The organism is Peribacillus sp. V2I11 (assembly GCF_030817135.1).
Lineage (GTDB): Bacteria > Bacillota > Bacilli > Bacillales > DSM-1321 > Peribacillus > Peribacillus simplex.
Genome location: NZ_JAUSYW010000001.1, coordinates 4,007,544 through 4,033,688, shown reverse-complemented (window position 1 = coordinate 4,033,688; position 26,145 = coordinate 4,007,544). Strand labels below are relative to the sequence as shown.

Annotated in this window: 22 protein-coding genes, 1 other RNA gene and 1 other annotated feature; of the genes, 2 read left to right on the top strand and 21 right to left on the bottom strand. The window is 44.5% G+C overall.

Features of this window, described 5'->3' with window-relative positions:
• Positions 1-391 precede the first annotated feature (391 nt).
• The 12 genes from QFZ73_RS19695 to QFZ73_RS19640 form a co-directional block, all read right to left on the bottom strand.
• Positions 392-1,099, bottom strand: coding sequence for an ABC transporter ATP-binding protein (locus tag QFZ73_RS19695; protein ID WP_063232914.1), 708 nt, complete (start codon positions 1,097-1,099; stop codon positions 392-394).
• A complete protein-coding gene (locus tag QFZ73_RS19690) occupies positions 1,099-1,881 on the bottom strand; it encodes an ABC transporter ATP-binding protein (protein WP_034308746.1) in 783 nt (260 codons plus the stop codon). The genes QFZ73_RS19695 and QFZ73_RS19690 overlap by 1 nt, the downstream gene beginning before the upstream one ends.
• Positions 1,853-2,818: a branched-chain amino acid ABC transporter permease gene (locus tag QFZ73_RS19685; protein ID WP_251428924.1), complete on the bottom strand. Its 966-nt coding sequence runs from the start codon at positions 2,816-2,818 to the stop codon at positions 1,853-1,855. The genes QFZ73_RS19690 and QFZ73_RS19685 overlap by 29 nt, the downstream gene beginning before the upstream one ends.
• A 13-nt stretch (positions 2,819-2,831) precedes the next feature.
• On the bottom strand, positions 2,832-3,710 hold the full coding sequence (locus QFZ73_RS19680; protein WP_251428927.1) for a branched-chain amino acid ABC transporter permease: 879 nt from the start codon (positions 3,708-3,710) through the stop codon (positions 2,832-2,834).
• 164 nt (positions 3,711-3,874) lie between these two features.
• Positions 3,875-5,053, bottom strand: coding sequence for an ABC transporter substrate-binding protein (locus tag QFZ73_RS19675; protein WP_251428930.1), 1,179 nt, complete (start codon positions 5,051-5,053; stop codon positions 3,875-3,877).
• A gap of 548 nt (positions 5,054-5,601) precedes the next feature.
• Positions 5,602-6,309, bottom strand: a complete 708-nt coding sequence (locus tag QFZ73_RS19670) for an ABC transporter ATP-binding protein (protein WP_144479499.1) — start codon at positions 6,307-6,309, stop codon at positions 5,602-5,604.
• The gene (locus tag QFZ73_RS19665) at positions 6,309-7,088 is read right to left on the bottom strand and encodes an ABC transporter ATP-binding protein (protein WP_307269676.1); all 780 of its coding nucleotides are present in this window, start codon (positions 7,086-7,088) and stop codon (positions 6,309-6,311) included. The genes QFZ73_RS19670 and QFZ73_RS19665 overlap by 1 nt, the downstream gene beginning before the upstream one ends.
• Positions 7,063-8,034, bottom strand: coding sequence for a branched-chain amino acid ABC transporter permease (locus QFZ73_RS19660; protein ID WP_307269674.1), 972 nt, complete (start codon positions 8,032-8,034; stop codon positions 7,063-7,065). Before QFZ73_RS19660 ends, QFZ73_RS19665 begins: the two co-directional genes overlap by 26 nt.
• A 13-nt stretch (positions 8,035-8,047) precedes the next feature.
• Positions 8,048-8,926, bottom strand: coding sequence for a branched-chain amino acid ABC transporter permease (locus tag QFZ73_RS19655; RefSeq protein WP_098369668.1), 879 nt, complete (start codon positions 8,924-8,926; stop codon positions 8,048-8,050).
• 76 nt (positions 8,927-9,002) lie between these two features.
• Positions 9,003-10,190 (bottom strand): ABC transporter substrate-binding protein, encoded by a 1,188-nt coding sequence (locus tag QFZ73_RS19650; RefSeq protein WP_307269670.1) that lies wholly within the window; start codon positions 10,188-10,190, stop codon positions 9,003-9,005.
• 186 nt (positions 10,191-10,376) lie between these two features.
• A complete protein-coding gene (locus QFZ73_RS19645; RefSeq protein WP_307269668.1) occupies positions 10,377-11,138 on the bottom strand; it encodes a tRNA threonylcarbamoyladenosine dehydratase in 762 nt (253 codons plus the stop codon).
• A gap of 111 nt (positions 11,139-11,249) precedes the next feature.
• On the bottom strand, positions 11,250-12,356 hold the full coding sequence (locus QFZ73_RS19640; RefSeq protein ID WP_307269665.1) for a M20 family metallopeptidase: 1,107 nt from the start codon (positions 12,354-12,356) through the stop codon (positions 11,250-11,252).
• Between the two features lie 116 nt (positions 12,357-12,472).
• Here QFZ73_RS19640 and QFZ73_RS19635 point away from each other — a divergent pair, with 116 nt between their 5' ends.
• Entirely contained in the window at positions 12,473-12,628 is a 156-nt protein-coding gene (locus QFZ73_RS19635; RefSeq protein WP_307269664.1) for a hypothetical protein, read from the top strand.
• Between the two features lie 95 nt (positions 12,629-12,723).
• On the opposite strand, the gene QFZ73_RS19630 is transcribed toward QFZ73_RS19635, so the two are convergent.
• The 5 genes from QFZ73_RS19630 to QFZ73_RS19610 form a co-directional block, all read right to left on the bottom strand.
• Entirely contained in the window at positions 12,724-13,695 is a 972-nt protein-coding gene (locus QFZ73_RS19630) for an NERD domain-containing protein (RefSeq protein ID WP_307269662.1), read from the bottom strand.
• A 697-nt stretch (positions 13,696-14,392) separates the two neighbouring features.
• A non-coding RNA gene (ssrS, locus tag QFZ73_RS19625) (6S RNA) lies at positions 14,393-14,578 on the bottom strand.
• A gap of 86 nt (positions 14,579-14,664) precedes the next feature.
• Complete coding sequence (aspS, locus tag QFZ73_RS19620) at positions 14,665-16,434, bottom strand: aspartate--tRNA ligase (protein ID WP_307269660.1); 1,770 nt, start codon at positions 16,432-16,434, stop codon at positions 14,665-14,667.
• Between the two features lie 12 nt (positions 16,435-16,446).
• Positions 16,447-17,718 carry a histidine--tRNA ligase gene (gene hisS, locus QFZ73_RS19615; RefSeq protein WP_307269657.1) on the bottom strand — a complete coding sequence of 424 codons (1,272 nt, stop codon included), beginning with the start codon at positions 17,716-17,718 and terminating at the stop codon, positions 16,447-16,449.
• A gap of 97 nt (positions 17,719-17,815) precedes the next feature.
• Positions 17,816-18,052: a binding site (T-box leader), on the bottom strand.
• Positions 18,053-18,130: 78 nt separating this feature from the next.
• Complete coding sequence (locus tag QFZ73_RS19610) at positions 18,131-18,304, bottom strand: hypothetical protein (RefSeq protein WP_251428958.1); 174 nt, start codon at positions 18,302-18,304, stop codon at positions 18,131-18,133.
• Between the two features lie 129 nt (positions 18,305-18,433).
• Here QFZ73_RS19610 and QFZ73_RS19605 point away from each other — a divergent pair, with 129 nt between their 5' ends.
• Entirely contained in the window at positions 18,434-20,209 is a 1,776-nt protein-coding gene (locus tag QFZ73_RS19605; RefSeq protein ID WP_307269655.1) for an N-acetylmuramoyl-L-alanine amidase family protein, read from the top strand.
• Between the two features lie 75 nt (positions 20,210-20,284).
• On the opposite strand, the gene dtd is transcribed toward QFZ73_RS19605, so the two are convergent.
• The 4 genes from dtd to recJ form a co-directional block, all read right to left on the bottom strand.
• The gene (gene dtd, locus QFZ73_RS19600; RefSeq protein WP_241593340.1) at positions 20,285-20,728 is read right to left on the bottom strand and encodes a D-aminoacyl-tRNA deacylase; all 444 of its coding nucleotides are present in this window, start codon (positions 20,726-20,728) and stop codon (positions 20,285-20,287) included.
• Between the two features lie 15 nt (positions 20,729-20,743).
• The gene (locus QFZ73_RS19595; RefSeq protein WP_251428964.1) at positions 20,744-22,942 is read right to left on the bottom strand and encodes a RelA/SpoT family protein; all 2,199 of its coding nucleotides are present in this window, start codon (positions 22,940-22,942) and stop codon (positions 20,744-20,746) included.
• A gap of 318 nt (positions 22,943-23,260) precedes the next feature.
• On the bottom strand, positions 23,261-23,773 hold the full coding sequence (locus QFZ73_RS19590; protein WP_061464220.1) for an adenine phosphoribosyltransferase: 513 nt from the start codon (positions 23,771-23,773) through the stop codon (positions 23,261-23,263).
• Positions 23,764-26,139 carry a single-stranded-DNA-specific exonuclease RecJ gene (recJ, locus tag QFZ73_RS19585; protein WP_307269649.1) on the bottom strand — a complete coding sequence of 792 codons (2,376 nt, stop codon included), beginning with the start codon at positions 26,137-26,139 and terminating at the stop codon, positions 23,764-23,766. The genes QFZ73_RS19590 and recJ overlap by 10 nt, the downstream gene beginning before the upstream one ends.
• Between the last annotated feature and the right edge of the window lie 6 nt (positions 26,140-26,145).

Genomic DNA, 26,145 nt, shown 5'->3' with positions numbered 1-26,145 from the left:
AATATGATTAAGAATAGCTATCGATGAGTTTTGATCATGAACCCATTCTACTATTATCCTTAACTAGATTGTATACCGTGTTATTTGGTTTTACTAACCTTTTTATCTAGTAAAATTAACTTTCTTACAAAACAAAAAAACTGCGATAAAGCGCTCTCAGTTTGTCGACAATTTTAAAACAAAGTTGATTGGAACAAAAGGCGCGAGACTCCTGCGGGAAAAGCGAGTCCAAGGGAGACCCCGCAGGCGCAAGCCGAGGAGGCTCCCGGACCGCCCGCGGAAAGCGAGTGCCTGGAGTGGAAATCAACGTTCGAATTTTACAAACAAAAAAACTGCAGGCAAACTCGCTTTTCCTCGAGTTTGTCTGCAGTCTGAAACGCTTTAAAGAGGTTTAATGTCCCCCTAAATAGGCATTTTTGATTTCTTCGCTTGCGGTCAGTTCCTCTGATTTGCCTGATAGGACGATTCGGCCGGTTTCGACAACATAGGCTCTGTCCGCGATGGATAGTGCTAAGTTGGCATTTTGTTCGACCAGCAGGATCGTTGTACCCGTTTTGTTGATTTCTTCGATGATATGAAAGATTTGCTTCACCAATAATGGAGCAAGTCCCATGGATGGCTCGTCTAATAACAGAAGCCGTGGCTTGGCCATGAGTGCCCTGCCCATTGCGAGCATTTGCTGTTCCCCGCCGGAAAGGGTTCCGGATTGCTGTTTCAGGCGCTCTAGCAAACGCGGGAATAATTCATAGACTTTCTCCATATCCTGCTTGATGCCTGCCTTATCCTTACGTAAATAAGCACCAAGCTGAAGGTTTTCTTCAACGGTCATGTTAGCAAAGACCCGCCGGCCTTCAGGGACATGGGAAATGCCCATTTTCACGATGGATTGTGCTGCCTTTCCGCCGATGGATTGCCCTTCGTATATGATTTTCCCTTGTTTTGGTTTTAAAAGGCCTGAAATGGTCTTCAGCATCGTGCTTTTCCCGGCTCCGTTCGCCCCGATCAGGGTTACGATTTCGCCTTCGTTAATAGAAAGCGAGATCCCTTTCAAGGCTTGAATGTTTCCGTAGTAGACGTTGATGTCCTCGATTTTTAACATTATGAAACCTCCTCGCCCAGATAGGCCTCGATGACTTTTGGATTGTTACGGATTTCCTCAGGCTTTCCTTGAGCGATCAATTGTCCGTGATCGAGTACGTATATGCGTTCGCAAACACCCATGACGAGCGGCATATCATGTTCTATCAATAATACGGTCAAGTCAAATTTCTCACGGATGAGGGCAATCAGGTTCATGAGCTCGTGCGTTTCCTGAGGGTTCATCCCCGCAGCCGGTTCATCCAGCAAAAGCAGTTTCGGGTTGGCTGCAAGTGCACGGGCGATTTCCAAACGTCTTTGTTTACCATAGGGCAGGTTCTTCGCCTTTTCATCCTTATATTGATCAAGGTTGAAGATCTTCAGGAACTCAATCGCCTTTTCATCCATTTCCTTTTCGCCTTTAAAATGGATCGGCATGCGGAAGATCGAACTTAAAATGCCATGCTTCGAAAGCGAATGATAGGCAACTTTTACATTATCGATCACGGATAGTTCACTGAACAAGCGAATGTTCTGGAATGTCCGGCTGATCCCTTTTTGCGTGATTTTATATGGAGGCAGTTTTCTTAAGTTCTCACCTTCCAAAGAAATCGTGCCCTCCGTCGGGACGTAAACTCCTGTCAGCAAGTTAAAGAAAGTTGTTTTTCCAGCTCCGTTCGGCCCGATCAAGCCAATTAGTTCTCCTGGATATAATTCGACGTTAACATCAGAAACGGCTTTAAGCCCTCCGAACTGGATGCCGACCGAATCGACTTTAAGCAGCGGTGTTTTTATTTTTTTCATGGCTGCTTCCTCCTTTACGTTTGAACATGGATGTTATTTCCTTTGTTCCCATTAAACCTTGCGGACGGTAGAGCATCATCACGATAAGCACAAGGCTGTAGATGATCATTCGTGTTTCCGGATAATCCTGCAGGAAAGTCGTGACGACCGTCAATAATATCGCGGCCAATACGGCACCGGAGAGACTTCCAAGACCGCCAAGTACGACTAGGATCAAAATATCGAATGATTTCAGGAATCCGAAGTTCGATGGCTGGATGATATAGAAGTTATGAGCGTAAAGCCCTCCAGCAATACCGGCAAAAAAAGCACCGATCGCAAACGCGACAACTTTGTAATAGGTCGTATTGATTCCCATCGAATCGGCAGCCGTCTCGTCCTCGCGGATCGATATGCAGGCCCTGCCATGGGTCGAGCTAGTAAAGTTTCGGATGACGATGATCGTAACGATGACGGAAGCGAATACCCACGGCCAAGTGGTCAAATGGGAAACCTGCATGCCGCTCGCCCCGCCGACATAATCGATATTCAAAAGCATGATCCGGACGATTTCCCCAAAACCCAGGGTCGCAATCGCCAGGTAGTCACCTTTTAAGCGCAAGCTTGGAATTCCGATGATCAATCCTGCCACCGCTGACGCCAAACCGCCAACTATCAATGCCGCATAAAATGGCATTTCCAGCTTCATCGTCATGACGGCTGAAGCATAGGCACCGACTGCCAGGAATCCGGCATGTCCGATCGAGAACTGCCCGGTTATCCCGATGATCAAGTGCAGACTCGCTGCCAGAATGATATTGATCCCGATGAACATGAGCGTATTTTGATAAAAAGGATTTAGCGATCCGCCGCCGATTAACACTTGAACTACGGCGAAAAAGATCAATGATAGTGAAATCGAGAGCCAAAAACCTTTTGCTCGCTTAATTGTAGTCATTGCTTTGTCTCCCCTATACTTTTTCTTTTTTGTTTTTACCGAATAAGCCTTGTGGCATGAAAATCAAGATAAGAATCAGTACGACGAAGGCTACAGCATCACGCCATAATGAGTAACCGGCGGCACTGACCAAAGCTTCGATGACACCTAGCAATAGTCCGCCGACCATCGCGCCCGGTATGATCCCGATCCCTCCAAGTACGGCGGCAACGAATGCCTTCAATCCCGGAAGCACACCCATGAGCGGCTCGATCTTAATATAATAAATACCGAAAATGACGCCCGCTGCCCCAGCCAAAGCGGAACCGATTGCAAAGGTGGCAGAAATCGTGTTATCGACATTTATCCCCATCAGCTTGGCTGCATCCGCGTCGAAGGAAACGGCACGCATCGCTTTTCCTATTTTTGATTTATGAACGATGATTTGAAGGATGATCATCAGGACTACAGCCACTCCAAAAATCAAAACCGATTGACTATTGATGGAAACTCCAAAAATATTGAACTTGTCTGTCGGCAATACATCATTCGGATAAGCTTCCGGCTGTGCACCGCGGACGTAGATGAATCCGTATTCGATCAAAAGGGAAACACCGATGGCAGTGATAAGTGCCGCAATACGTGTTGCGTTACGCAATGGCTTGTACGCGATACGCTCAATCAATACCCCAAACAGCGCACAGACCGTCATCGAGATTAATAGGGCGGGCAAGAATGACAGATCCAGAACCGTTATCGAGTAAAAACCAACGAATGAGCCGACCATGAATACATCGCCATGTGCGAAGTTTATCAATTTGACAATCCCGTAAACCATCGTATATCCGAGAGCGATAAGGGCATAAATACTTCCTAGTGAAACCCCGTTTATTAACTGTTGTATCAATTCCATGTTCGACTCTCCTTGAAAATCTAAATTTTATAAGTGATAAGTCCAGGCCCTTTGCATTCCTCTTAGGGGATGTTCAGCGAGCTGGTATGCTTGAAAAATGAGAATTCGCCAGCACCTTCTTATTAATGAAGGGCCGGCGAAAGGGTTGGAGTTGTTCTCCGAAATTAAGGATTGATTTTTGTGTTGAATACTTGTTTTCCTTCTTTAAATTCAAGGATCGTAGCAGATTTGATTGGATTATGTTTTTCATCCAATGTGAATGTACCCGTTACAAGCTCAAGGTCAGCCGTTTTTTCCAGCGCTTCCTTGATTTTTTCTGAATCCGCTGAACCGGCACGTTTAATCGCGTCTGCAAGGAAGTATCCTGTGTCATATCCTAGAGCGTTAAATGCATCCGGGGATTTATCTTTGTACTTCGCTTTAAATGCTGACACAAAATTCTGAATTTTCTCATCAGGGTCACCTGAAGAATAATGGTTCGTGATGAACGTGTTATTTAGAGCTTTTGCACCGGCAATTTCAATTAGCTTAGGAGAATCCCAGCCGTCGCCGCCCATGAATGGAACGTCAAGTCCAGTTTCGCGTGCCTGCTTCACGATCAGACCAGCTTCCTCATAGTAACCAGGAAGGAAAATGAAATCAGGTTTTGCCGATTTCAAACGAGTCAATGTGGAACGGAAATCAGTATCCTTCGCAATGTAAGCTTCCTCAGCCACGATCTTTCCGCCATTTTTTTCGAATTGTTCTTTAAAGGCTGCGGCTAACCCTTTTGAATAATCACTTGCGCTGTCAATATAGATGGCTGCACTTTTCGCTTTGATTTCTTTAGTGGCGAAATTCGCAGCTACCGTCCCTTGGAACGGATCGATGAAGCTTGTCCTGAAAATGTAATCGTTCAATTTATCCTTGCTGAAAGTGATTTCAGGGCTTGTACCAGATGGTGAGATGACCGGCACTTTATTATCTTGGGCAATCTGTACTTGTGCAATCGAGTTCGTGCTTGTCGCTGCGCCTACGATCGCTGCAACCTGATCTTGTGATGTCAGCTTGATCGCTCCGCTTGTCGCTTCGGACGCTTCAGATTTATTATCGACTTTAATTAGTTTGATTTTTTTACCGTCAATGCCTTCTTTATTGATTTCTGCAGTCGCAAGCTCCAGGCCTTCTGCAATCGATTGTCCATATGAAGCGACACCGCCTGATAATTCAAGGTTGACACCGATCTTGATCGTATCTCCATCTCCGCTTGATTTTTCAGATGAACCAGAGCCGGAACAACCCGCTAGCACTCCTGCAGCAAGTGTTAGAGAAAGGAATGCACTTGCTAATTTTTTCTTTTTCATAAATAATCCCCCCATTTTGTAATCAAGCTCTGATGCATGAATATTTATTCATGATGCTTCAGAAAAAAATTGATTAGATGAAATGTTTCAAATTAAATTAATATTTCGAAAAATAGTTTACCGCATAATTTTCATTCCGTCTATACAATAATTACGAGAAGATTTTGCTAAATAGGATATTTTTCACAGGGAGCACTGCATCATTTTTATCTTTATATATTTTAAATATTGAGAAAATAGGCATTATAATCAGAAAAAACTGATAATGGAATTATATTGATATTGCAAATTCCTTATTTACTGAACAAAAAATTTTATTCATTCTCTTATTTTTTTCATCCTATTACTTACATTTTTACCAAAATACAAGTATAACGATAGGGAATTAAACCCAGTTTTTTCACGCTTTTTTAGCCTTAATTCCTATATCAAAATTGAATAATACTATATTGGATGTATAAAATCATGCATGAAGCTCCTGATCTCTTTTATCTTCCTGTATATTTTGCATATCCCCATATCAAATAAAAAAACCGCCAAACGGCGGTTCAGTGGCCTCCTAAATAAGCCATTTTAATTTCTTCACTCGATGTTAGTTCCTCGGCATTGCCCGACAGGACGATTCGGCCCGTTTCAACTACATAGGCCCGGTCTGCAATGGATAAAGCGAGGTTTGCGTTTTGCTCGACCAAAAGGATTGTTGTGCCGGACTCACTGATTTCCTGGATGATGTTGAATATTTGCTTCACCAGAAGCGGTGCAAGGCCCATCGAAGGTTCATCGAGCAGTAATAAACGTGGTTTCGCCATTAAAGCCCGGCCCATTGCAAGCATCTGCTGTTCACCGCCGGATAGGGTGCCGGCCTGCTGTTTGATTCTCTCCAGCAGCCTCGGAAATAACTCATGGACCTTTTCCATATCTTTATTGATGCCCTCTTTGTCTTTTCGCAAATAAGCCCCCAGTTCCAGGTTTTCGGCAACCGTCATGTTGGCGAAGACACGCCGCCCTTCAGGTACATGGGAGATGCCCATTTTCACGATGGACTGTGCAGCTTTTCCTCCAATCGGATCTCCTTCGAACAGGACTTTTCCTTGCTTTGGTTTTAACAGACCGGAAATCGTTTTGAGCAGTGTGCTTTTTCCCGCTCCGTTCGCCCCGATCAAAGTCACGATCTCCCCTTCGTTTATCTCCATGGAAACCCCTTTTAACGCTTGGATATTGCCATAATAAACATTGATGTCCTCTATTTTCAGCATCAGGAAACCTCCTCCCCTAGATATGCCTCGATAACCTTTGGATCGTTGCGGATTTCTTCCGGCTTTCCGTGAGCGATAAGCTGTCCATGATCAAGGACATAAATCCTTTCGCATACCCCCATGACCAGTGACATATCATGTTCGATGAGCAAAACGGTAAGGTTGAATTCCCTCCGGATAAAAGCGATGAGGTTCATCAATTCTTTCGTTTCATGCGGGTTCATCCCGGCTGCGGGTTCGTCAAGTAAAAGAAGTTTCGGATTGGCGGCAAGGGCACGGGCGATTTCCAGCCGCCTTTGCTGTCCGTATGGAAGATTCTTCGCTTTTTCATCCTTAAAATGGTCAAGATTGAAAATCCTCAAGAATTCCAGCGCCTTTTCATCCATTTCCTTTTCCCCGGAAAAATGTCCCGGCACCCGGAATATGGAGCTTGCAATTCCATGCTTGGCAAGCGAGTGGTAAGCAACCTTCACGTTATCGATCACGGATAACTCACTGAAGAGGCGAATATTTTGAAAGGTCCTCGAGATCCCTTTTCGGGTAATTTTATAAGGCGGCTGCTTATTTAGATTTTCCCCGTTCAAGGCAATCGTTCCTTCTGTAGGGACATACACACCCGTCAATAAATTGAAGAAGGTCGTTTTCCCAGCTCCGTTCGGTCCGATCAGGCCGACAAGTTCCCCTGGAAATAATTCCACGTTCACATCGGACACCGCTTTCAATCCGCCAAAACGGATACCCACGGAATCTACTTTAAGCAACGGTATTGTGGCTTCCATCCTTTGGGCCCCCTTTCGTTTTTTTATTTGTGAACAATGATGTGATTTCTCTTGTGCCCATTAAACCCTGTGGGCGGAAGATCATCATCAAGATCAGGACAAGACTGTAGATGATCATCCTCGTTTCCGGATAATCCTGAAGGAATGTCGTCACGATCGTCAGTAAAATGGCAGCCAAAACCGAACCTGAAAGACTTCCAAGACCGCCAAGTACGACGAAAATCAGTATATCGAAGGATTTCAGGAAACCGAAATTCGATGGCTGGATAATATAAAAATTATGGGCATAAAGCGATCCGGCAATTCCGGCAAAAAAAGCTCCGATGACAAAAGCCGCCACTTTATAATAGGTCGTATTGATTCCCATCGCATCAGCCGCCGTTTCATCTTCCCTTACGGATATGCATGCACGTCCGTGAGTTGAATTGGTGAAATTCCTGATGACTAATACCGTTATCATGACACAGGCAAAAACCCATGGCCAAGTAGTCAGGTGGGATACCTGCATCCCGCTTGCCCCGCCTACATAATCAATATTCAAAAGGACGATCCGGACAATTTCCCCAAATCCAAGGGTGGCTATCGCCAGGTAGTCCCCCTTCAGGCGCAAGCTGGGTATCCCGATCACCATACCCGCAACAGCGGCTATTACGCCCCCAGCCAATACAGCCATGATGAAAGGAAGTTCCAGCTTCATTGTCATGACTGCTGAAGCATAGGCACCGACCGCTAAAAAACCTGCATGCCCGATCGAGAACTGCCCGGTTATTCCAATGATTAAATGAAGGCTCGTCGCCAGCATGATATTGATGCCGATGAACATGAGCGTGTTGATATAAAATGGATTGAGCATACCGTTTGAAATGGTGTACTGCATGATTCCGAAAAAAATAAGTGCGAGCACGATCGAGAGCCAAAAACCCTTTGAATTCTTTAAAGTAGTCATCGCCATGTCTCCCCTATACTTTTTCTCTTTTATTTTTACCGAACAGTCCCTGCGGCAAGAAAATCAAAATCAAGATAAGTACGACGAAAGCCACACCATCGCGCCATAATGAGTAACCGGCTGCACTGACCAAAGCCTCGATCACTCCAAGCAGAAGTCCGCCGACCATCGCTCCCGGAATGATGCCGATGCCGCCCAGGACGGCTGCAACAAATGCTTTAAGGCCAGGAAGGACACCCATCAACGGCTCGATTTTAATATAGTAGATTCCAAAAATGACACCAGCCGCCCCTGCCAGGGCCGAACCTATGGCGAATGTAGCTGAAATCGTATTATTCACATTGATTCCCATCAGCTTAGCGGCTTCGGAATCGAATGAAACGGCACGCATCGCTTTGCCGATTTTGGTTTTATGGACAACGAATTGCAGGATGATCATTAAAATGATGGATACAGATAAGATCAATATCGATTGACTGCTGATGGAAACTCCCAATATATCGAGTTTATCCATCGGAAGGACATTATTTGGATAGGCTTCCGGCTGGGCACCCCGGATGTAAATCAGCCCATTTTCTATCAGGAGGGAAACACCGATGGCCGTTATCAAGGCCGCAATCCGTGTTGCATTACGAAGGGGTTTATAAGCAATCCGTTCAATTAAAACGCCAAAGATGGCACATGTGACCATCGAAATCAATAAAGCCGGTATGAAGGATAAGTCCATGACGGTAATGGCGTAAAACCCTACAAATGAACCGACCATGAATACGTCGCCATGGGCGAAGTTTATGAGCTTGACGATTCCATATACCATCGTATAACCAAGCGCGATCAAAGCATAAATGCTTCCGAGTGAAATGCCATTTACCAATTGCTGAATCAGTTCCATATTGCACTCTCCCCGTTAAGGTGTTTTTTAAGTGAATATAGAATAGGGGGGACTTGCCCCCTATCCACGTAAGGTATTATGGATTGATTTTTGTCTTGAATGTTTGTTTGCCATCCACATATTCCAAGATGGTCGCCGATTTGATCGGATCATGATTTTCATCAAGGTTCAGCGTTCCGGAAACTAGTTTAAGATCTTTGACATCTTCCAACGCTTGTCTGATTTTTTCGGGGGAAGCATCTCCAGATCTCTTGATGGCATCAGCCAGGTAGTACCCAGTGTCATAGCCAAGTGCGGCAAAGGCATCCGGTGTTTTATCGTATTCCTTTTCGAAGGCTGCAACGAAATCCTGGATTTTTGCATCTTCATCTTCCGGTGAATAGTGATTCGTGATATAAGTATTTTTTAAAGCCTCCGCTCCGGCAATTTCAACGACCTTCGGGGAATCCCAGCCGTCCCCACCCATGAATGGAAGGTCTATGCCGTCTTCACGCGCCTGTTTTAAGATCAATCCGACTTCTTCATAATAACCAGGAAGGAATACGAACTCTGGTTTTGCGGATTTGATACGTGTCAATGTAGAGCGGAAATCAGTATCTTTCGTTACATAAGCTTCTTCCGCCACGATTTTACCGCCCTTGGCAGTGAACGCTTCTTTAAAAGCTGCGGCCAATCCTTTAGAATAATCACTTGCGCTATCCACATAGATCGCAGCCGTCTTCGCCCCTATTTCGTCAGATGCGAAATTGGCAGCCACCGTACCTTGGAATGGATCGATGAAGCAAGTTCTGAACACATAATCATTTAATTTTCCAGCTTTGTTGGTGATGTCGGGATTTGTTGCAGTTGGTGTGAGTAGAGGAACTTGATTATCCTGTGCGACCTGAACCTGCGCCAATGTATTCGTGCTTGTCGCAGATCCGACTACAGCCACAACTTTGTCCTGGCTGACTAACTTGATCGAACCGCTTGTAGCTTCGGCTGCATCTGATTTATTATCAACCTTGACAATTTCCAGTTTTTTACCATCGATGCCTTCTTTATTAATTTCATCGATGGCCAGTTTCAAACCATCGGCAGCCGATTGGCCGAATGATGCCGTACCTCCGGACAATTCAAGGTTGGCCCCAATTTTAATCGTGTCACCCGATTTTGATGAGCCCCCGCCTGAACTGCTAGTTTTCGAGTCGCCGCTACAACCTGCCAGCGCCCCTGCAACCAATGAAAGTGATAGAAACACTCCTGCTAGCTTTTTCTTCTTCATTTGAAACCCCCTTGTTTTGTATGTACTTTTAAACAAATAGAATATCAGAATAAAAATAATATTCTGAAAACAGTGTATCTCATTCTTTCGACCCCGTCTATATGATATGGATAAAAAAGTTATTAAAAGGAATATCTTCTATTTGACAAAAAAAAACTGACCCTTTATAGAGTCAGTTACTTTTTATCAATCGTTCACACGGCGAACTTCAATGTCTTTTAAAATATCATTGATCACCCAGCTTGCTGCAATTAAGCCAGCTACGGACGGTACGAAAGCATTCGAAGACGGAGGCATTTGGGCTTTGCGGATTTTAGCCTCATCATTGCCGACTTCTTTTCTGACATCCTCACGAATGACAATAGGGCTCTCGTCGGAGAAAACAACGGGAATTCCCTTTGTTATGCCCTCTTTACGCAATCTAGTACGAATGACCTTGGCAAGCGGATCGGTATGCGTTTTGGAGATATCGGCAATTTGAAAACGTGTCGGGTCCATCTTATTAGCGGCCCCCATGCTTGAAATCACCTTGATATTCCGTTTCAGGCATTCCTTCATCACATGAATCTTATAAATGACCGTATCTGATGCATCAATTACATAGTCCAGGCCATAACTGAAGAATTCCTCAAACGTCTCTTCTGTATAGAACATTTTAAGAGCGATCACTTCGCAGTCGGGATTGATGTCCTGAATGCGATTTTTCATCAATTCCGCTTTCGGTTGACCGACCGTTGATAATAGAGCATGGATCTGCCTGTTTACATTTGTGATGTCGACATCGTCTTTATCCACAAGAATAATACGGCCTATTCCCGTACGTGCCAATGCCTCGGCTGAAAAAGAACCAACGCCTCCCACACCCAGGACAGCAACGGTCGTGTTTTTCAGAATATCGATTCCTTCCTTGCCAATTGCCAATTCATTTCGTGAAAACTGATGCAGCATATATATTCAACTCCAATAAATTCTGTTCTTATTTAGCTTCCCAATTAACAATATATCATAAACATCATTTATGACAAGCGAAATATGAGCAGTCTAATCGGAATTAGTGTGCTAGGTCATTTTTGATAATTTTTGAATGACGGTTGCCAAAAGGAGAGTCCTTTCCGCCAGGCTTGGTATTTCCAAATACTCCTCTTCACTATGTGCATTCCCTCCAATGGGCCCGAGTCCATCCACTGTCGCGATTCCCAAATCAGAAGTGATGGAAGCATCCGAACCCCCACCCGTGGCCGTATCCGTGATTTCGATGCCGATTTCCTTCCCAGCCTGACGGATCGTCTCTAAAAGCAAGTTCGTTTTCTCATTCTTTTCCATGGGAGACCGGTCCATTTTCCCGCTTAATGTCGTTTTCGTCCCTGGAATATATGTTTCAGCACAGATTTTTTTCAGTTGCTTGAGGATGATGCCTTCCTGCTTTTTTTCCGAAATCCGCACATCCACAAAAGCAGCCGCATGGGAAGCGATCATATTGACAGCGGAACCTCCTTCAATAATACCGACATTAACGCTGATTCCTGTCTTTTGATCATTCAATCGGTGTAAGGCGATGATCTTATGGGCCAATTCTTCAATTGCACTTCGTCCCTTTTCCGGTTCGATCCCTGAATGGGCGGCCACCCCGACGATATCCACTTTAAACTGACCGCAGCCCCTTCTTGCCGTGACAAGCGAACCGTCCGTCCTTGCCGGTTCAAGAATTAACGCGAACTTCTTATTGGCCGCTTTTTCCGATATGAGTGAAGCGGAGGACGGAGACCCGATCTCCTCATCACTATTAAGGATGATTTGTATATGCTTATAGCCTGTCTGCCCCGTCTGTTTCAAGCAAAGGATCGCATAAAAAAGCTCCACCAAACTAGCCTTCATATCCGCTACACCAGGACCGTATGCCCGATTTCCCTTCACTTTAAAAGGACGTTTTTGCGCTGTCCCTTCTGGAAAAACCGTATCCATATGGGCGACGACCAGAATATGCGGCTGAAGCGCCTCACGATGCTGGATGACCAGCTGATTGCCATAATTCTGCTGCTCAACGGTATTTACAATAAAATCCAGGCTTTCAAATTTCGTTTTTAAAATCGAACCAATTTCATCAATACCCTTTTTCGTATGAGAACCACTATCTATATTCACTAGCCGCTCCACTAATTGAAGCATTTCCATCCTCTTTGCATACAATAAATCTTTCAAAGCCCTCACTACTTTCTATCCTTGGCTGACTATTGCTCAACCTTACTATAATTTACGAATCTATAATGCGGAATGTTACTTAAATGGGGATATTTGAAGATAGTTTTACTCGTGCGTTTGCACCATTTACTCGTGAATTTGCGCCTTTTACTCGTGAATTTGCGCCGTTTACTCGTGAGTTTATGCAGTTTACTCGTGAGTTTGTGCCGTTTACTCGTGAATTCACTATTTACTCGTGAATTTGGCTCATTTACTCGTGAATTTACGCCTTTTACTCGTGAGTTTGCGCCATTTACTCGTGAGTTTCCGCCTTTTACTCGTGAATTCACAATATTTACCCGTGAATTAATCCATCAAGTCTATAAGCTCTATTTTTAAATTGCCCCGAATAAGGCAATTCCATTGCAGATAGCATCCGTTGCATGATATCAATTGAATCTATTTGTAAGAAGAGCCTTGCTTGTTTATTTGTTATATTGGGTTTTATGAGGAGAGAGAAATCACGAAGAGTTTGAATGTGGGCATCTTTGGAAGTGTAAGAACATTGACCGCATGACCATTTGCCCCAGTGATATTGCATATGGAGAGTAGAGCATTCAGGACATTGAACACTTTTAAGCAGATCTTGCTCATCGATTTGATACAATTCCAGTATATCAGGATTATACGGAGTGTTTTTTTGCAGAATCGTGTTCGAAAGTCTATTGCTTTGCCTTTGGGTTAATTGCTCAGAAGGATACTTTTCTTCAAGGGTGAGAATTTTGGAGATCAGGGTTTCTTTTCCCGTTATTTTATTAAAAATGGGGGTAAAACCTGGGGTAGTCCTGATGATGGTATTCGAGTTTGCATTGGCAATGAGTGTTTCAATCGGCAGCGAGGGGAATTTGTTAAAAGTAAGCCACTCATTTAATCGTGTTTTTTGCACCTCTACCTGGATTAGCGGATCTAGATATGCCTGTTCCTGGCCATCTTTTGTCCGAATCAATTGGGGATAGTTGCGGTCAAAATAGAGCATTCCCGCAAAGTTTTTCACTTCAATGATGATACAGTAATTCCGGGTGATTATTAGGAAATCCATTTGAAAATAACGGCTCCCTTTATAGCTTAACCTCAAATCATGTAACACTCGATATTCCTTTGGAAGATCCTTCAACTCTTTTCCGATACTCCGCTCCCCATTAAATCCAGTACGGATTTTCCGGAAATCGTTCCTTATTCTTTCCTGTTTTGGATGATTTGCTGATAGCCTCCTGCTTAATGCCTCCAGTTTAAGCATTTTCATAGGCCTTTCACACGGTTTTAGCATCCATACATCAACTCCTTCTCCTTTAGCTTCTTTGTTAATGCCCTTTTTTCCTGCTAGGATCTGAAATCAGACGTTTTACCGTGAGTTTGCTCTGTTTTATTCTTGAGATTTGTAGCTAACTCGTGAGTTTGCGTTTTACTCGTGAATTTCCGCAGTTTACTCGTGAGTTTCCGCCATTTACTCGTGAATTTGCACCATTTACTCGTGAATTCTCGCCTTTTACTCGTGAATTTGCAGTTTACTCGTGAGATTCCGCCATTTACTCGTGAATTTATGCAGTTTACTCGTGAATTTGCACCATTTACTCGTGAGTTCTCGCCTTTTACTCGTGAATTTGCGTTTTACTCGTGAGTTTGGCTCGTTTACTCGTGAGTTTCCGCCTTCTACTCGTGAATTCACTATTTACTCGTGAATTTATGCAGTTTACTCGTGAATTTGCACCATTTACTCGTGAGTTCTCGCCTTTTACTCGTGGATTTGCAGTTTACTCGTGAATTCACTATTTACTCGTGAATTTGCACCATTTACTCGTGAGTTCTCGCCATTTACTCGTGAATTCACTATTTACTCGTGAATTTGCACCATTTACTCGTGAATTCACTATTTACTCGTGAGTTTCCGCCATTTACTCGTAAGTTCACTATTTTCACGCACAAAAAAACCCATGTTATTTAACATGAGTTGCTTTGTAAGGTGTAAGAGTCCCAATTGTGCCGTTTACGCCTTTGTTTTGAACCCGCTCTCCGCAGGTGGGTGCTCGGTTCCTCGCGTTTGTAAGTCCTCTTCGAGGGAGGCTTTTACGCGGCCAAGAAACTAGTGCTCCCGGTAACTATAAGTGTTCGGTCAAAACTTATAGGTTAAAGAACGAACACATCAGGACTCTTACTTATTGAAGATATCATATCATAATGCTTTACTCTGTTTCAAGAGAAAGCACCTAGGTATATTTTCATATTTTTCCCAAATGAATTATTTTTTAAGTGCAGCAAGCCTTAGGTTAAGTTCGGCCAATTGCTTGTCACTTACAGTACTCGGTGCGTCAACGAGCAGGTCGCTTGCGCTTGCTGTTTTCGGGAACGCGATGGTGTCGCGAAGGTTCGTGCGGCCTGCAAGCAGCATGACCATGCGGTCCAGTCCAAGGGCGATTCCGCCGTGTGGAGGCGTTCCGTATTCGAATGCATCCATTAGGAAGCCGAATTGTTCTTTTGCTTCTTCTTCGGAGAATCCAAGTACTTTGAACATTTTTTCCTGAACGTCGCGTTCGAATATCCGCAGTGATCCACCGCCAAGTTCGTAGCCGTTCAAGACAAGGTCATATGCTTGGGCACGGACGCTTGCTGGGTCTGATTCCAATTTGTCCATGTCTTCACGGAATGGCATTGTGAAAGGATGATGTGCTGCATAGTAGCGTCCTTCTTCTTCGTCATATTCAAGTAATGGCCAGTCCGTCACCCATAGGAAGTTGAATTTGCTTTGATCGATCAAGCCTCTTTCTTTACCAAGCTTGTTGCGAAGTGCTCCAAGTGCATCAGCGACTATGCCTTTCTTATCCGCCACGAATAAGATTAGATCGCCTACTTCAGCTTCCAATACAGATACTAATTGTTCTTGGTCTTCTGCGAAGAATTTGGCGATCGGCCCTTTTACGCCGTCTTCTTCAACTTTCAGCCATGCAAGGCCTTTTGCACCGTAAATCGCTGCAAATTCAGCCAATCCATCAATATCTTTACGGGAATAATCCGCATTTCCGTCCTTAACGACGATCGCCTTAACTTGTCCGCCGTTTGCAACAGCGCCGGTGAACACTTTGAAATCACTGTCTTTGACGATTTCGGAAACGTCTTTAAGTTCCATTCCGAAGCGTGTATCCGGTTTGTCGGAACCGTAACGGCTCATTGCTTCATTGTATGTCATTCTAGGGAATGGAAGTGCTACGTCCAGTCCTTTAACGTCTTTCATCACTTTAGCCATCATGTTTTCTGCGGTGTTAATGATATCTTCTTGGCTCATGAAGCTTGTTTCGATATCGATTTGCGTGAATTCAGGCTGTCTGTCAGCACGTAAGTCTTCATCACGGAAACAGCGGGCAATTTGATAATAACGTTCGAAACCGGATACCATCAATAGCTGCTTGAAGATTTGCGGCGACTGCGGAAGTGCATAGAACTCCCCTTCGTGTACACGGCTAGGCACTAAATAATCACGTGCTCCTTCAGGTGTACTTTTTGTTAAGATAGGTGTTTCGATATCAAGGAAGCCTTCACCATCCAAGTAATCACGGATCGATTTTGTTGTTTGGTTACGCATTTTCAACGTTTCGAACATCGCTGGACGACGCAGGTCCAAATAACGATATTTCAAGCGGATGTCTTCTGATACATCCGTTCTTTCATCAATGATGAAAGGAGGGGTTTTAGCTTCGTTTAAAATTGTGACGCTTTCGGCTTGAACTTCGACGGTCCCTGTTGTTACGTTCGGATTGAAGTTGGCTTCATCACGTTTGATGACTGTCCCTTGGATATCAAGGACGTATTCATTACGGATTTTTTCGGCTGTTGCCAGCGCGTCCGCCGAAATGTCCGGATTGAAAACGACTTGGACGACTCCGCTTCTGTCACGTAGGTCGATGAAGATGACCCCGCCCAAATCCCGGCGTTTTTGTACCCATCCTTTTAATGTTACTTTTTCACCAATAGCTGCTTCTGTCACTTCACCATTGAAGTATGTTCTGCCAAACATGGTATTTCCCCCTTAAGCCTGTAGCTTTTTGAATTGTTCAACGAATGTAGCAAGTTCCATTTGGACTTGTTCACCGGTTTCCATGAACTTCACATTGATTTTATTATTTGCCAATTCATCATCCCCGAGTGTCGCCACATATCTTGCTTCGAGACGGTCGGCTGATTTGAATTGTGCTTTCACTTTACGGTCTTGATAGTCTTTTTCGACGGTAAAACCGGCAATCCGCAATTGATGGGCAAGTTTGACGGTATAATCCTTGGCTGTTTCGCCTAATGAGACAAGATAGCAGTCAATTCCCTTTTTGATCGGAAGCTCGATGTTTTCTGCTTGGAGGGCAGCGATCAGGCGTTCAATGCTAAGTGCAAAGCCGATTCCGGGCGTTTCCGGTCCGCCAAGTTCTTCAGCCAGCCCGTTATAACGGCCGCCTCCGCAAAGGGTGGTGATGGCGCCAAAGCCTTCTGCATCACTCATGATTTCAAAGGCGGTATGATTATAATAATCCAAGCCCCGCACTAGGGTCGGATCTTCGACGAAATCGATTTCCAAATCGGTTAAGTGCTGTTTCACCTTTTCGAAATAAATGCGGGATTCATCATTTAAATATTCAATGATGGACGGAGCCGTGTTCATCAATTCGTGATCGTGATCCTTTTTGCAATCCAGGATACGCAAAGGATTTTTTTCCAGACGGTTTTGACAATCGCCGCAAAACTCGCCGATGCGGGGTTCGAAATGTTTGATTAACGCATTGCGATGCGCTGTCCGGCTTTCCTTATCACCAAGGCTGTTGATCACAAGTTTCAGCTTTTTCAAACCAAGTTCCTTGTACAGGTTCATCGCAAGTGACAGAACCTCTGCATCGATTCCGGGATCCTTACTTCCTAAAGCTTCGATGCCGAATTGAACGAACTGGCGGAACCGACCTGCTTGCGGACGTTCGTAACGGAACATCGGCCCGATATAATAAAGCTTGACCGGTTGATTGGCCCACCCGAACATTTTGTTCTCGATATATGACCGTACAACCGATGCAGTGCCTTCCGGACGAAGGGTTAAGTTCCTTTCGCCGCGATCTTGAAATGTATACATCTCTTTTTGAACGATATCGGTTGTATCCCCTACGCCACGTAAAAATAATTCCGTGTGCTCAAAAATCGGAGTGCGGATTTCCTTATATTGGTAACGGTGACAAATCTCACGCGCTGTGTTTTCGATATACTGCCAAATTTCCGTTTGGCCAGGCAGTAAATCCTGGGTACCTCTAGGAATCTGAATAGACATGTATGTTTCCTCCTTTAAAGCAAGGCGCCCTTTCTGATACGGCGCTATACTGATTTTTTCCAAACAAAAAACTCCCGCCCCTTGTAACTTATATGTTACAAGGGACGAGAGTTTGGATATCCCGTGGTGCCACCCTAGTTGAAGCACAAAAAAAGTGCCCCCGCTCAAAAACAGTTAACGCCTGTTTTACGTCCATCTCCTATTAAGTAAATCCGTTCGGAGTGAAGCCTACGGAGGGTTCTTTCATTAAGTCATCATGTGGAATGCTTTCAGCCTCGGCATTTCCTCTCTTTTCATGTGTTTCTTAATTACTCTTCTCCATCATTGGTTATTGCAGTAATAAGTCTGATACTTTATAATCATACGGACGTTAACATCAAATGTCAAGGCAGACTGAGGATTTTGTCGCATTTTATTGGTTCAAATGTTTTTTCAGATTTTTGATCGTACGGACATTGACTCCGAATTCGGATGCCATTTCAACAAGGTTTGCGCTTTGTTCCTTTTGGATGAAATCGTGAAAATCGACACCCAATACCTGATTGCCTCCGCTTAAGCTCGTTTGATCTTTTTCGCTGAATTTCATGTGGTTTCCCTCCTAGAGTTATATAAACTTTATTCTTTCCTAAAAACCAATGTTTTTTGCACAGGGAAAGAGGGAAATTTTCATTGAACGAGAATACATACATATAGACATAAAAGGGAGAGACAACTTATGAAGAAGAAATCGGGTTTATTCGGCCTGACACTAATGCTGATATTATCAGCGATTTTCCCCGTCAATCACGCTTTTGGAAAAGATGAAGGGGAAAATATCGTGACGACCCAAGTGGTCAATGTCCGTGAAGGTGCAGGTCTCAGTTTCCCAATCGTAAAAAAACTTTCAAAAGGGGAATCATATCCCATTCTGAATGAAAATGGCGACTGGATCGAAATCCGGATTGGCGCCGGCAAAACGGGATGGGTTGCCAATTGGTTAGTGGAGAGACAAACGGGGTCCGATACCAATCAGGTCAAAAAGGAATCCGGACAAGGCATGATAACAGGCAGCTCGGTCCGCGTCCGTACAGGTCCCGGCACTACATTTCAAACGGTTGGGTCCTTGAGTAAAGGAACGGCTGTTGACATCATTGAAAAGAATGAAAATTGGATAAAGGTCAAAATGGCGGATATCGAAGGCTGGGTCTCTTCTGACTACCTTAATCTTCCCGCTGCATCTGAAAATGCATCGAAGAAAGATTCCACTAAGGAAAAAGAAACGGATCGATCCGTAAAAACCGGAGTTACTTTGGTGGACCGGCTCAATGTCCGTTCGGAACCATCGACAAGCAGTGCCACGCTCGGAAAGCTGAATAAAAATACGTCAGTGACCGTTTACAGGGTTGAAAATGAATGGGCTGAAATTGATTTCCAAGGAGTCCGCGGTTGGGTAGCTGAAACTTACATACAAGTAAGCGAAGATAAAGATAAAGATGATATGAAAAATGATCCGGCAGGCGCCACTGCAAGGGTGACCGCTACGGGTTTAAATGTCAGGAAAGAAGCCTCTCTCTCAAGCAAGGTCATCGGTTCGGTGAACAAGGATGAGACTTACGCCGTGCTGCAAACAAAGGGAAATATGACACAGATAAAGCTCTCTGGTTCAAAAAAGGGCTGGGTCGTGAGCTGGTACCTGGAAAAAGAGAATGTTAAACAAGCGGCGAAGGTAAAAAAGGTTGATGTAAAGGGAAACAAGATTACCATCATTCATGATGGTACGATCCTTAGAAGTGAGCCTGATGGCAACTCGGAGATTGTAGAGCAGGCCAATGCAGGTGAAACGTTCTCTGCTTCAGGCATGGAAGGCGACTGGTATTCCATTAAACTAAAGAGCGGAAAAACAGCTTATGTGGCCGGATGGATCGTGACGATCGAAGGGAATTCCGAGCAGATCCAACGACCAGGCGTTGAGAAATACTTAAAGGATAAAACCATTGTGATCGATCCCGGCCATGGCGGCAGGGATAGCGGTACGATCGGCGTCGGTGGAACACTTGAGAAAAACCTGACGATGCGGACGGCAGAATTGCTGCGGGACAAACTTCAGGCGGCAGGAGCTAAAGTGATCCTGACCAGAAGCGGAAATACCTATGTTCCACTCCCTTCCCGGGTCAGCACTTCACATATACATAACGCGGATGCTTTCATCAGCCTCCATTATGATAGCACCAAGGACCAGATCACCAGCGGGATAACCACATACTACTATCATGACTACCAGCGTGCATTGGCGGCTACACTGGCCAATTCGCTCGGTTCCACCATGCAGGTGCCCAATCGCGGATCACGATACGGGAATTTTCATGTTACCCGTGAAAATAAACGGGTAGCTACACTTATTGAACTAGGTTATTTAAGTAATCCAGTGGAAGAATTAACGTTAACATCGAATGAGTATCAAGAAAAAATCACATCGGCCATCTATAATGGATTGGCGCGGTATTTTAAATAAGAAGGAGGAAAGCCAGCTTCGGGATCGAAGCTGGCTTTTCTCTTTACCCAAACAAAAATGGCCTGCCGCAGCAGGTCATTTTTTGCTTTCGAGTATTAATGTAACGGGACCGTCATTAGTAAGCTGAACATCCATCATGGCACCAAATTGACCTGTTTCCGTATGGACGCCTTTCTTGCGGAGTTCCTCGTTAAATGCTTCATATATTTCATTCGCCTCTTCAGGACGGGCGGCGTCCATGAAGTTCGGTCGACGGCCTTTACGGCTATCGCCGTATAAGGTGAATTGTGAAACTGATAAAATCGAACCTCCTACATCCAATAGTGAGTGGTTCATCTTTTCATTTTCATCTTCAAATATTCTGAGATTGACAATCTTATCGGCCAAATAGGCGGCGTCATCGATGGTATCCCCATGGGTGACACCAACCAACAGGACGAGGCCGCTGTCGATTTGCCCGATTATTTGGTCTGCGACAACTACTTTTGCCGCTTTGGAACGCTGTAAAACAACACGCATCGCAATAAAAACTCCTTAGTTCATGATCCTTCTGACGGAATAAACATCTGAAATTTGTTTTATACGGTCGACGACCTTTTGTAAATGGGCAATGTTATGAATATAAATCGACATGTGGATGGTCGCCACTTTATTCCTGTCGGATTTACCCGAGACCGCTGAAATGTTGGTCTTGGTTTCATTGACGGCTTGCAGCACTTCGTTTAATAAGCCGCGACGGTCATAGCCGCTTATTTCAATTTCAACGATGTATTCCTTGCGTTCGTTAATCGTACTTTCCCATTCAACAGGTACAAGGCGATGATCCGCATCCCCGCTATCCAGGTTCGGGCAGTCTTGTCTATGAACTGAAACTCCCCGGCCTTTGGTTATATAACCGACGATTTCGTCCCCTGGTACTGGGTTGCAACAGCGTGATAAACGGATAAGCAGGTTATCAATCCCCGGTACCTGTACACCCGAGTCACGTTTTTTCGATGTATTGGAGAAGGTTTTCAGATCGGCTACAGCTTCAGAAATATCCGCTTCTTGCTCGACCATTTTCTGCTTACGCCATTTTTCGGTAAGGCGGTTAGCTACCTGAAGGGCCGTTATTCCGTTATATCCGACTGCTGCATACATATCCTCTTCATTCAGGAAGTTGAATTTATCTGCAACACGCCTGATATTCTCGGCAGTCAGGATTTCCTTCAGGTCGAACTCCATATCCTTGATTTCCTTTTCAACAAGCTCTTTGCCTTTTTCGATATTTTCTTCCCGGCGCTGTTTCTTGAAAAATTGGCGGATCTTATTTTTCGCCTGAGACGTTTGCGTTAGTTTAAGCCAATCCTGACTTGGACCATATGAATGCTTCGAAGTTAAGATTTCTATGATGTCGCCAGTTTTCAGTTTATAATCCAGCGGTACCATTTTCCCGTTAACTTTGGCACCAATCGTCTTGTTCCCGATTTCCGAATGAATCCGGTAAGCGAAATCAATCGGATTGGATCCTGATGGCAGTTCGATGACATCGCCTTTTGGTGTGAAAATGAATACCATATCAGAAAAAAGATCTATTTTAAGGGATTCCATGAATTCCTCTGCATTGGTCGCATCATCCTGGAATTCAAGAATTTCCCGGAACCAAGTCAATTTTTCTTCAAGTGAAGGCTGTTCACCGACATCTTTTCCCTCTTTATAAGCCCAGTGCGCGGCAACCCCGAACTCGGCAATGCGATGCATATCGGAAGTACGGATCTGCACTTCCAGCGGATCGCCTTTCGGTCCGATCACCGTCGTATGGAGCGATTGATACATATTCGGCTTCGGCATCGCGATATAGTCTTTGAATCGGCCAGGCATCGGCTTCCAGCATGTATGGATGATCCCTAAAACGGCATAGCAATCCTTTATGCTATTGACGACGATCCGAACTGCAAGCAAATCATAAATTTCGCTGAACTGCTTATTCTGCAAAGCCATTTTGCGATAAATGCTGTATATATGTTTCGGTCTGCCGGAAAGGTCAGCCTTAATGTTGACTTCCTCAACGTTTTTACGCACTTCATCAATGACTTCTTCCAGATACTGTTCACGTTCTGCACGCTTTTTCTTCATCAGGTTGACGATTCGGTAATATTGCTGAGGATTCAGATACCTTAGTGCAGTATCCTCAAGTTCCCATTTAATCGTGCTGATACCAAGACGATGAGCAAGCGGTGCAAAGATTTCCAACGTCTCGTTCGATATCCTTCTCTGCTTTTCCTGCGGCAGATGCTTCAAGGTCCGCATATTATGCAGTCTGTCCGCAAGCTTGATCAAGATGACCCGTATATCCTGAGCCATCGCCACGAACATTTTCCTGTGGTTTTCCGCCTGTTGCTCCTGCTGTGATTTATACTTGATTTTCCCTAACTTGGTCACGCCATCCACAAGCATGGCGACTTCAGGACTGAAATTTTCTTCAATATCCTTCAGAGTGATCTCCGTGTCTTCAACAACATCATGTAAAAAACCTGCCGCAATGGTTGCAGGGTCCATTTCAAGATCAGCCAGAATGCCCGCCACTTGAATCGGATGAATAATATACGGCTCTCCCGATTTACGAAATTGTTCTCGGTGAGCATACTCTGCATACTTAAACGCTCTATGAATAAATTCAGCTTCTTCCGGCTGAAGATATAAGCTGGCCCGTTCTACAACCTGCTCGGCAGTCAATATTTGATCATTAGCCATTTAATCACCTTAACCCCACTTTAACCGCCACCGGATATCATCCGGATTGAGTATGATTGGTAGCACTTCCCTTTATTCTGCAAAACGTGACAATTTTTGCGAAAAAAAATAAATCCGCTTAAACGGATACAAGTGCAAATAAACTTATTAGCAGAAAAACTCTTTATTATTACTATTATCGAAAAAAAAGACAAGGATGTAAAGAGTTAAACGTTTATTTTATTAAGAATAGTGCATTTTTTCACTGGAAATTCGACAAAATCCAGCTAAAACGAGTAAAACAGAAAGAGAGCACCCCGGTCAGAGTGCTCTCCTTTATTAAAAGCTCATTAATGTCAAGACATCATAGCCGTCCAATTTATCTTTACCATCCAAGTCAGTCAATTCAATAAGGAATGCAATCCCGGCTACAATTCCGCCAAGCTGTTCGACCAATTTGATCGTCGCTTCGATTGTTCCCCCGGTAGCAAGCAAATCATCCGTAATCAGGATACGCTGTCCCGGTTTAATGGCATCTTTATGGATGGTCAATACATCCTTGCCATATTCTAATCCATATTCTACTTTTATCGTTTCACGTGGAAGTTTTCCTTCTTTTCTCACTGGCGCAAAGCCCACTTCCAATGAGTATGCGACTGGACATCCGATAATGAATCCGCGTGCTTCCGGCCCGACCACCAAGTCGATATTTTTATCGCGAGCGTACTCGACGATTTGATCTGTTGCGTATTTATAGGCTGCGCCGTTATCCATTAATGTTGTAATATCTTTGAAGACAATACCCGGTTTTGGCCAGTCTTGCACAATTGTTACATATTGCTTTAAATCCATTGCTTTGTTTCCTCCTCAAGGTCTATTGCCTCATGAACTAAATAATGATTGAACCAATCGAATAATTGCTGATAGGAAGAATAAACAAGCTCTTGTTCAAGCTCAAATTGCTCTTTCTTTCTTGTATACGATCCAGATTCACTGAGATCGCGTTTTTTCGCATTGGTTGTGAGCATAATTAACCCATTCTCTATTGTAACAAAATCAAGCTCAAAAAACACCTTAGAAATGAAATCCACGGTATCTCTTGACCAGCCGCGATATTTGGCCAGGTCATCACCATATCTTTTCACGTCGAGCGGACCCTTTTTGGCAAGGAAGGCATAAAACCATTTAAAATGATCCCTTGTTGGCATCGTACTTAAGAAATGATCCTGTTCATGGGAAAGGTGAGCGTAGATGCGCGAAGGGTTCTTATTGGCAATCACCCGTTTCAAATATTCCCTGGACGGCGGCATGTCCATAAATACCAAATGACCTTCGAAGCAGTCGAGCTGCCCTGCATCCCGTTCATTCTTGATATGAACGAGATCTGGATGGTTTTGCAAAAATGGATATCTGCCATAAATACCTTCCGAGAAAATGACGATCTTCCGGTTTTGTACAGGAATGTCGGCAAGCCACTTCTCTGCCTGGCCCTTGCCGCGGTAATCGAATAACTGCCAATGGTTTACCGAGACATCCTGGACAAAGATCTGGGGCTTTTTCATATTATTCCACTCATTGATGGAAAGCTCACCAATAACCGAGACTTCAGCGTGCGGAGCTATTTCATCGACAAAATGACCGAGACCGAAGCCCACACCGTCAAGTTTGTGATTTTCACCATCTTCCAGCTGGACCTTCAAGTGATTTTGGTTGGCACCAATTTTGCGGACACTTGAAAGCTGGACAGAATCTATCAAAATCTTCGGCTTAGGATTCGTAACCCCAAATGGCGCCAGCAAGCTCATTTCCTGAATCGTTTGAATGGAAACTTCAGCTAAAGTCGTTGCTCCGTCCAAGTTTGTAATGGGTTTAAAGTCCTCTTCGTTCAGTTGTTCCTTCGCAATCAAGTTCATGCGGTCCCTAAGCTCCTGAACATCTTCAATTTTCAATGTCATTCCAGCAGCCATCGGATGTCCACCGAAATGAGGCAGCATTTCACGGCAGGCGGAAAGACTTTGAAAAAGATCGAAACCGGCGATGCTCCGAGCAGAACCTTTAGCTAATCCCTTTTCCTGGTCATAGCTCAATACAATCGTGGGCCGGTAAAAGCGTTCAACAAGTTTAGAGGCCACAATCCCCACAACTCCGGCGTTCCAGCCTTCCCTGCCGATGATGAGCACGCCATTGGACTCTGGCGGGAAGTTTTCCTCGACTTCAGCAATCGCCTCTTCAGCCATAGCTGCAACCATTTCCTGCCGCTCTTTATTGATATCATTGATTTCATTGGCAAGTTCCATCGCTTCTTCCAGGCTTGCGGACATCAATAAATCCACAGCGGGATCGGCATCGCCAAGGCGCCCGACAGCATTGATCCGCGGTGCCATCGCAAAGCCGATCGATTCTTCATTCAATGCTTCCTGCTGAACATTCGCCACTTTCATTAAGGCAACAAGTCCCGGGCGGCGAGTCAAACGTAACTGCTCGATGCCTTTCGCAGCAATGACGCGGTTTTCCCCTTGTAAAGGCACTAAATCCGCTATCGTGCCGATTGCCGCTATTTCAAGCAAATCCTCAGGCAATTCCCCAAGCAAGGCGTGTGCCAGCTTAAAGGCGACCCCTACTCCGGCAAGTTCTTTAAATGGATAGGAACTGTCCTCGAGTTTAGGATGGATGATTGCCAATGCCTCAGGCAGTTCCGGTCCCGGTTCATGGTGGTCGGTCAAAATATAATCCATGCCAAGCTCGCCGGCAAGTTTCGCTTCATCGACTGCAGAAATTCCGGTATCGACGGTTATTAATACCTTCACCCCTTGCTCAGCTGCAAGGCGGAATGCCATTGGATTCGGTCCATACCCCTCTGTAAACCGATTCGGGATATAAAAATCCACATCGGCCCCCAATCTCGTCAGCGCCGTCATCATCACTGTGGTCGATGTCACGCCATCCGCGTCATAATCACCGAATATACGTATTTTTTCTCCATTTTGAATGGCTTCTCTTATTCTATATACTGCTTTATCCATATCTTTCAATAAAAATGGATCATGAAAAGTTTGATTTTTTACAAATAAAAATGATCGGGCACTTTCAATCGTATCCAGGCCTCGATTCACAAGCAATGCTGCAACCAAAGGTGTGATGTGGAGCTCTTCAGCTAGTGCAGCAACTTTGTTTTCATCGGCAGTTCGCAGGTTCCACCGGGTTTTTGGCTTTAACATTAATTC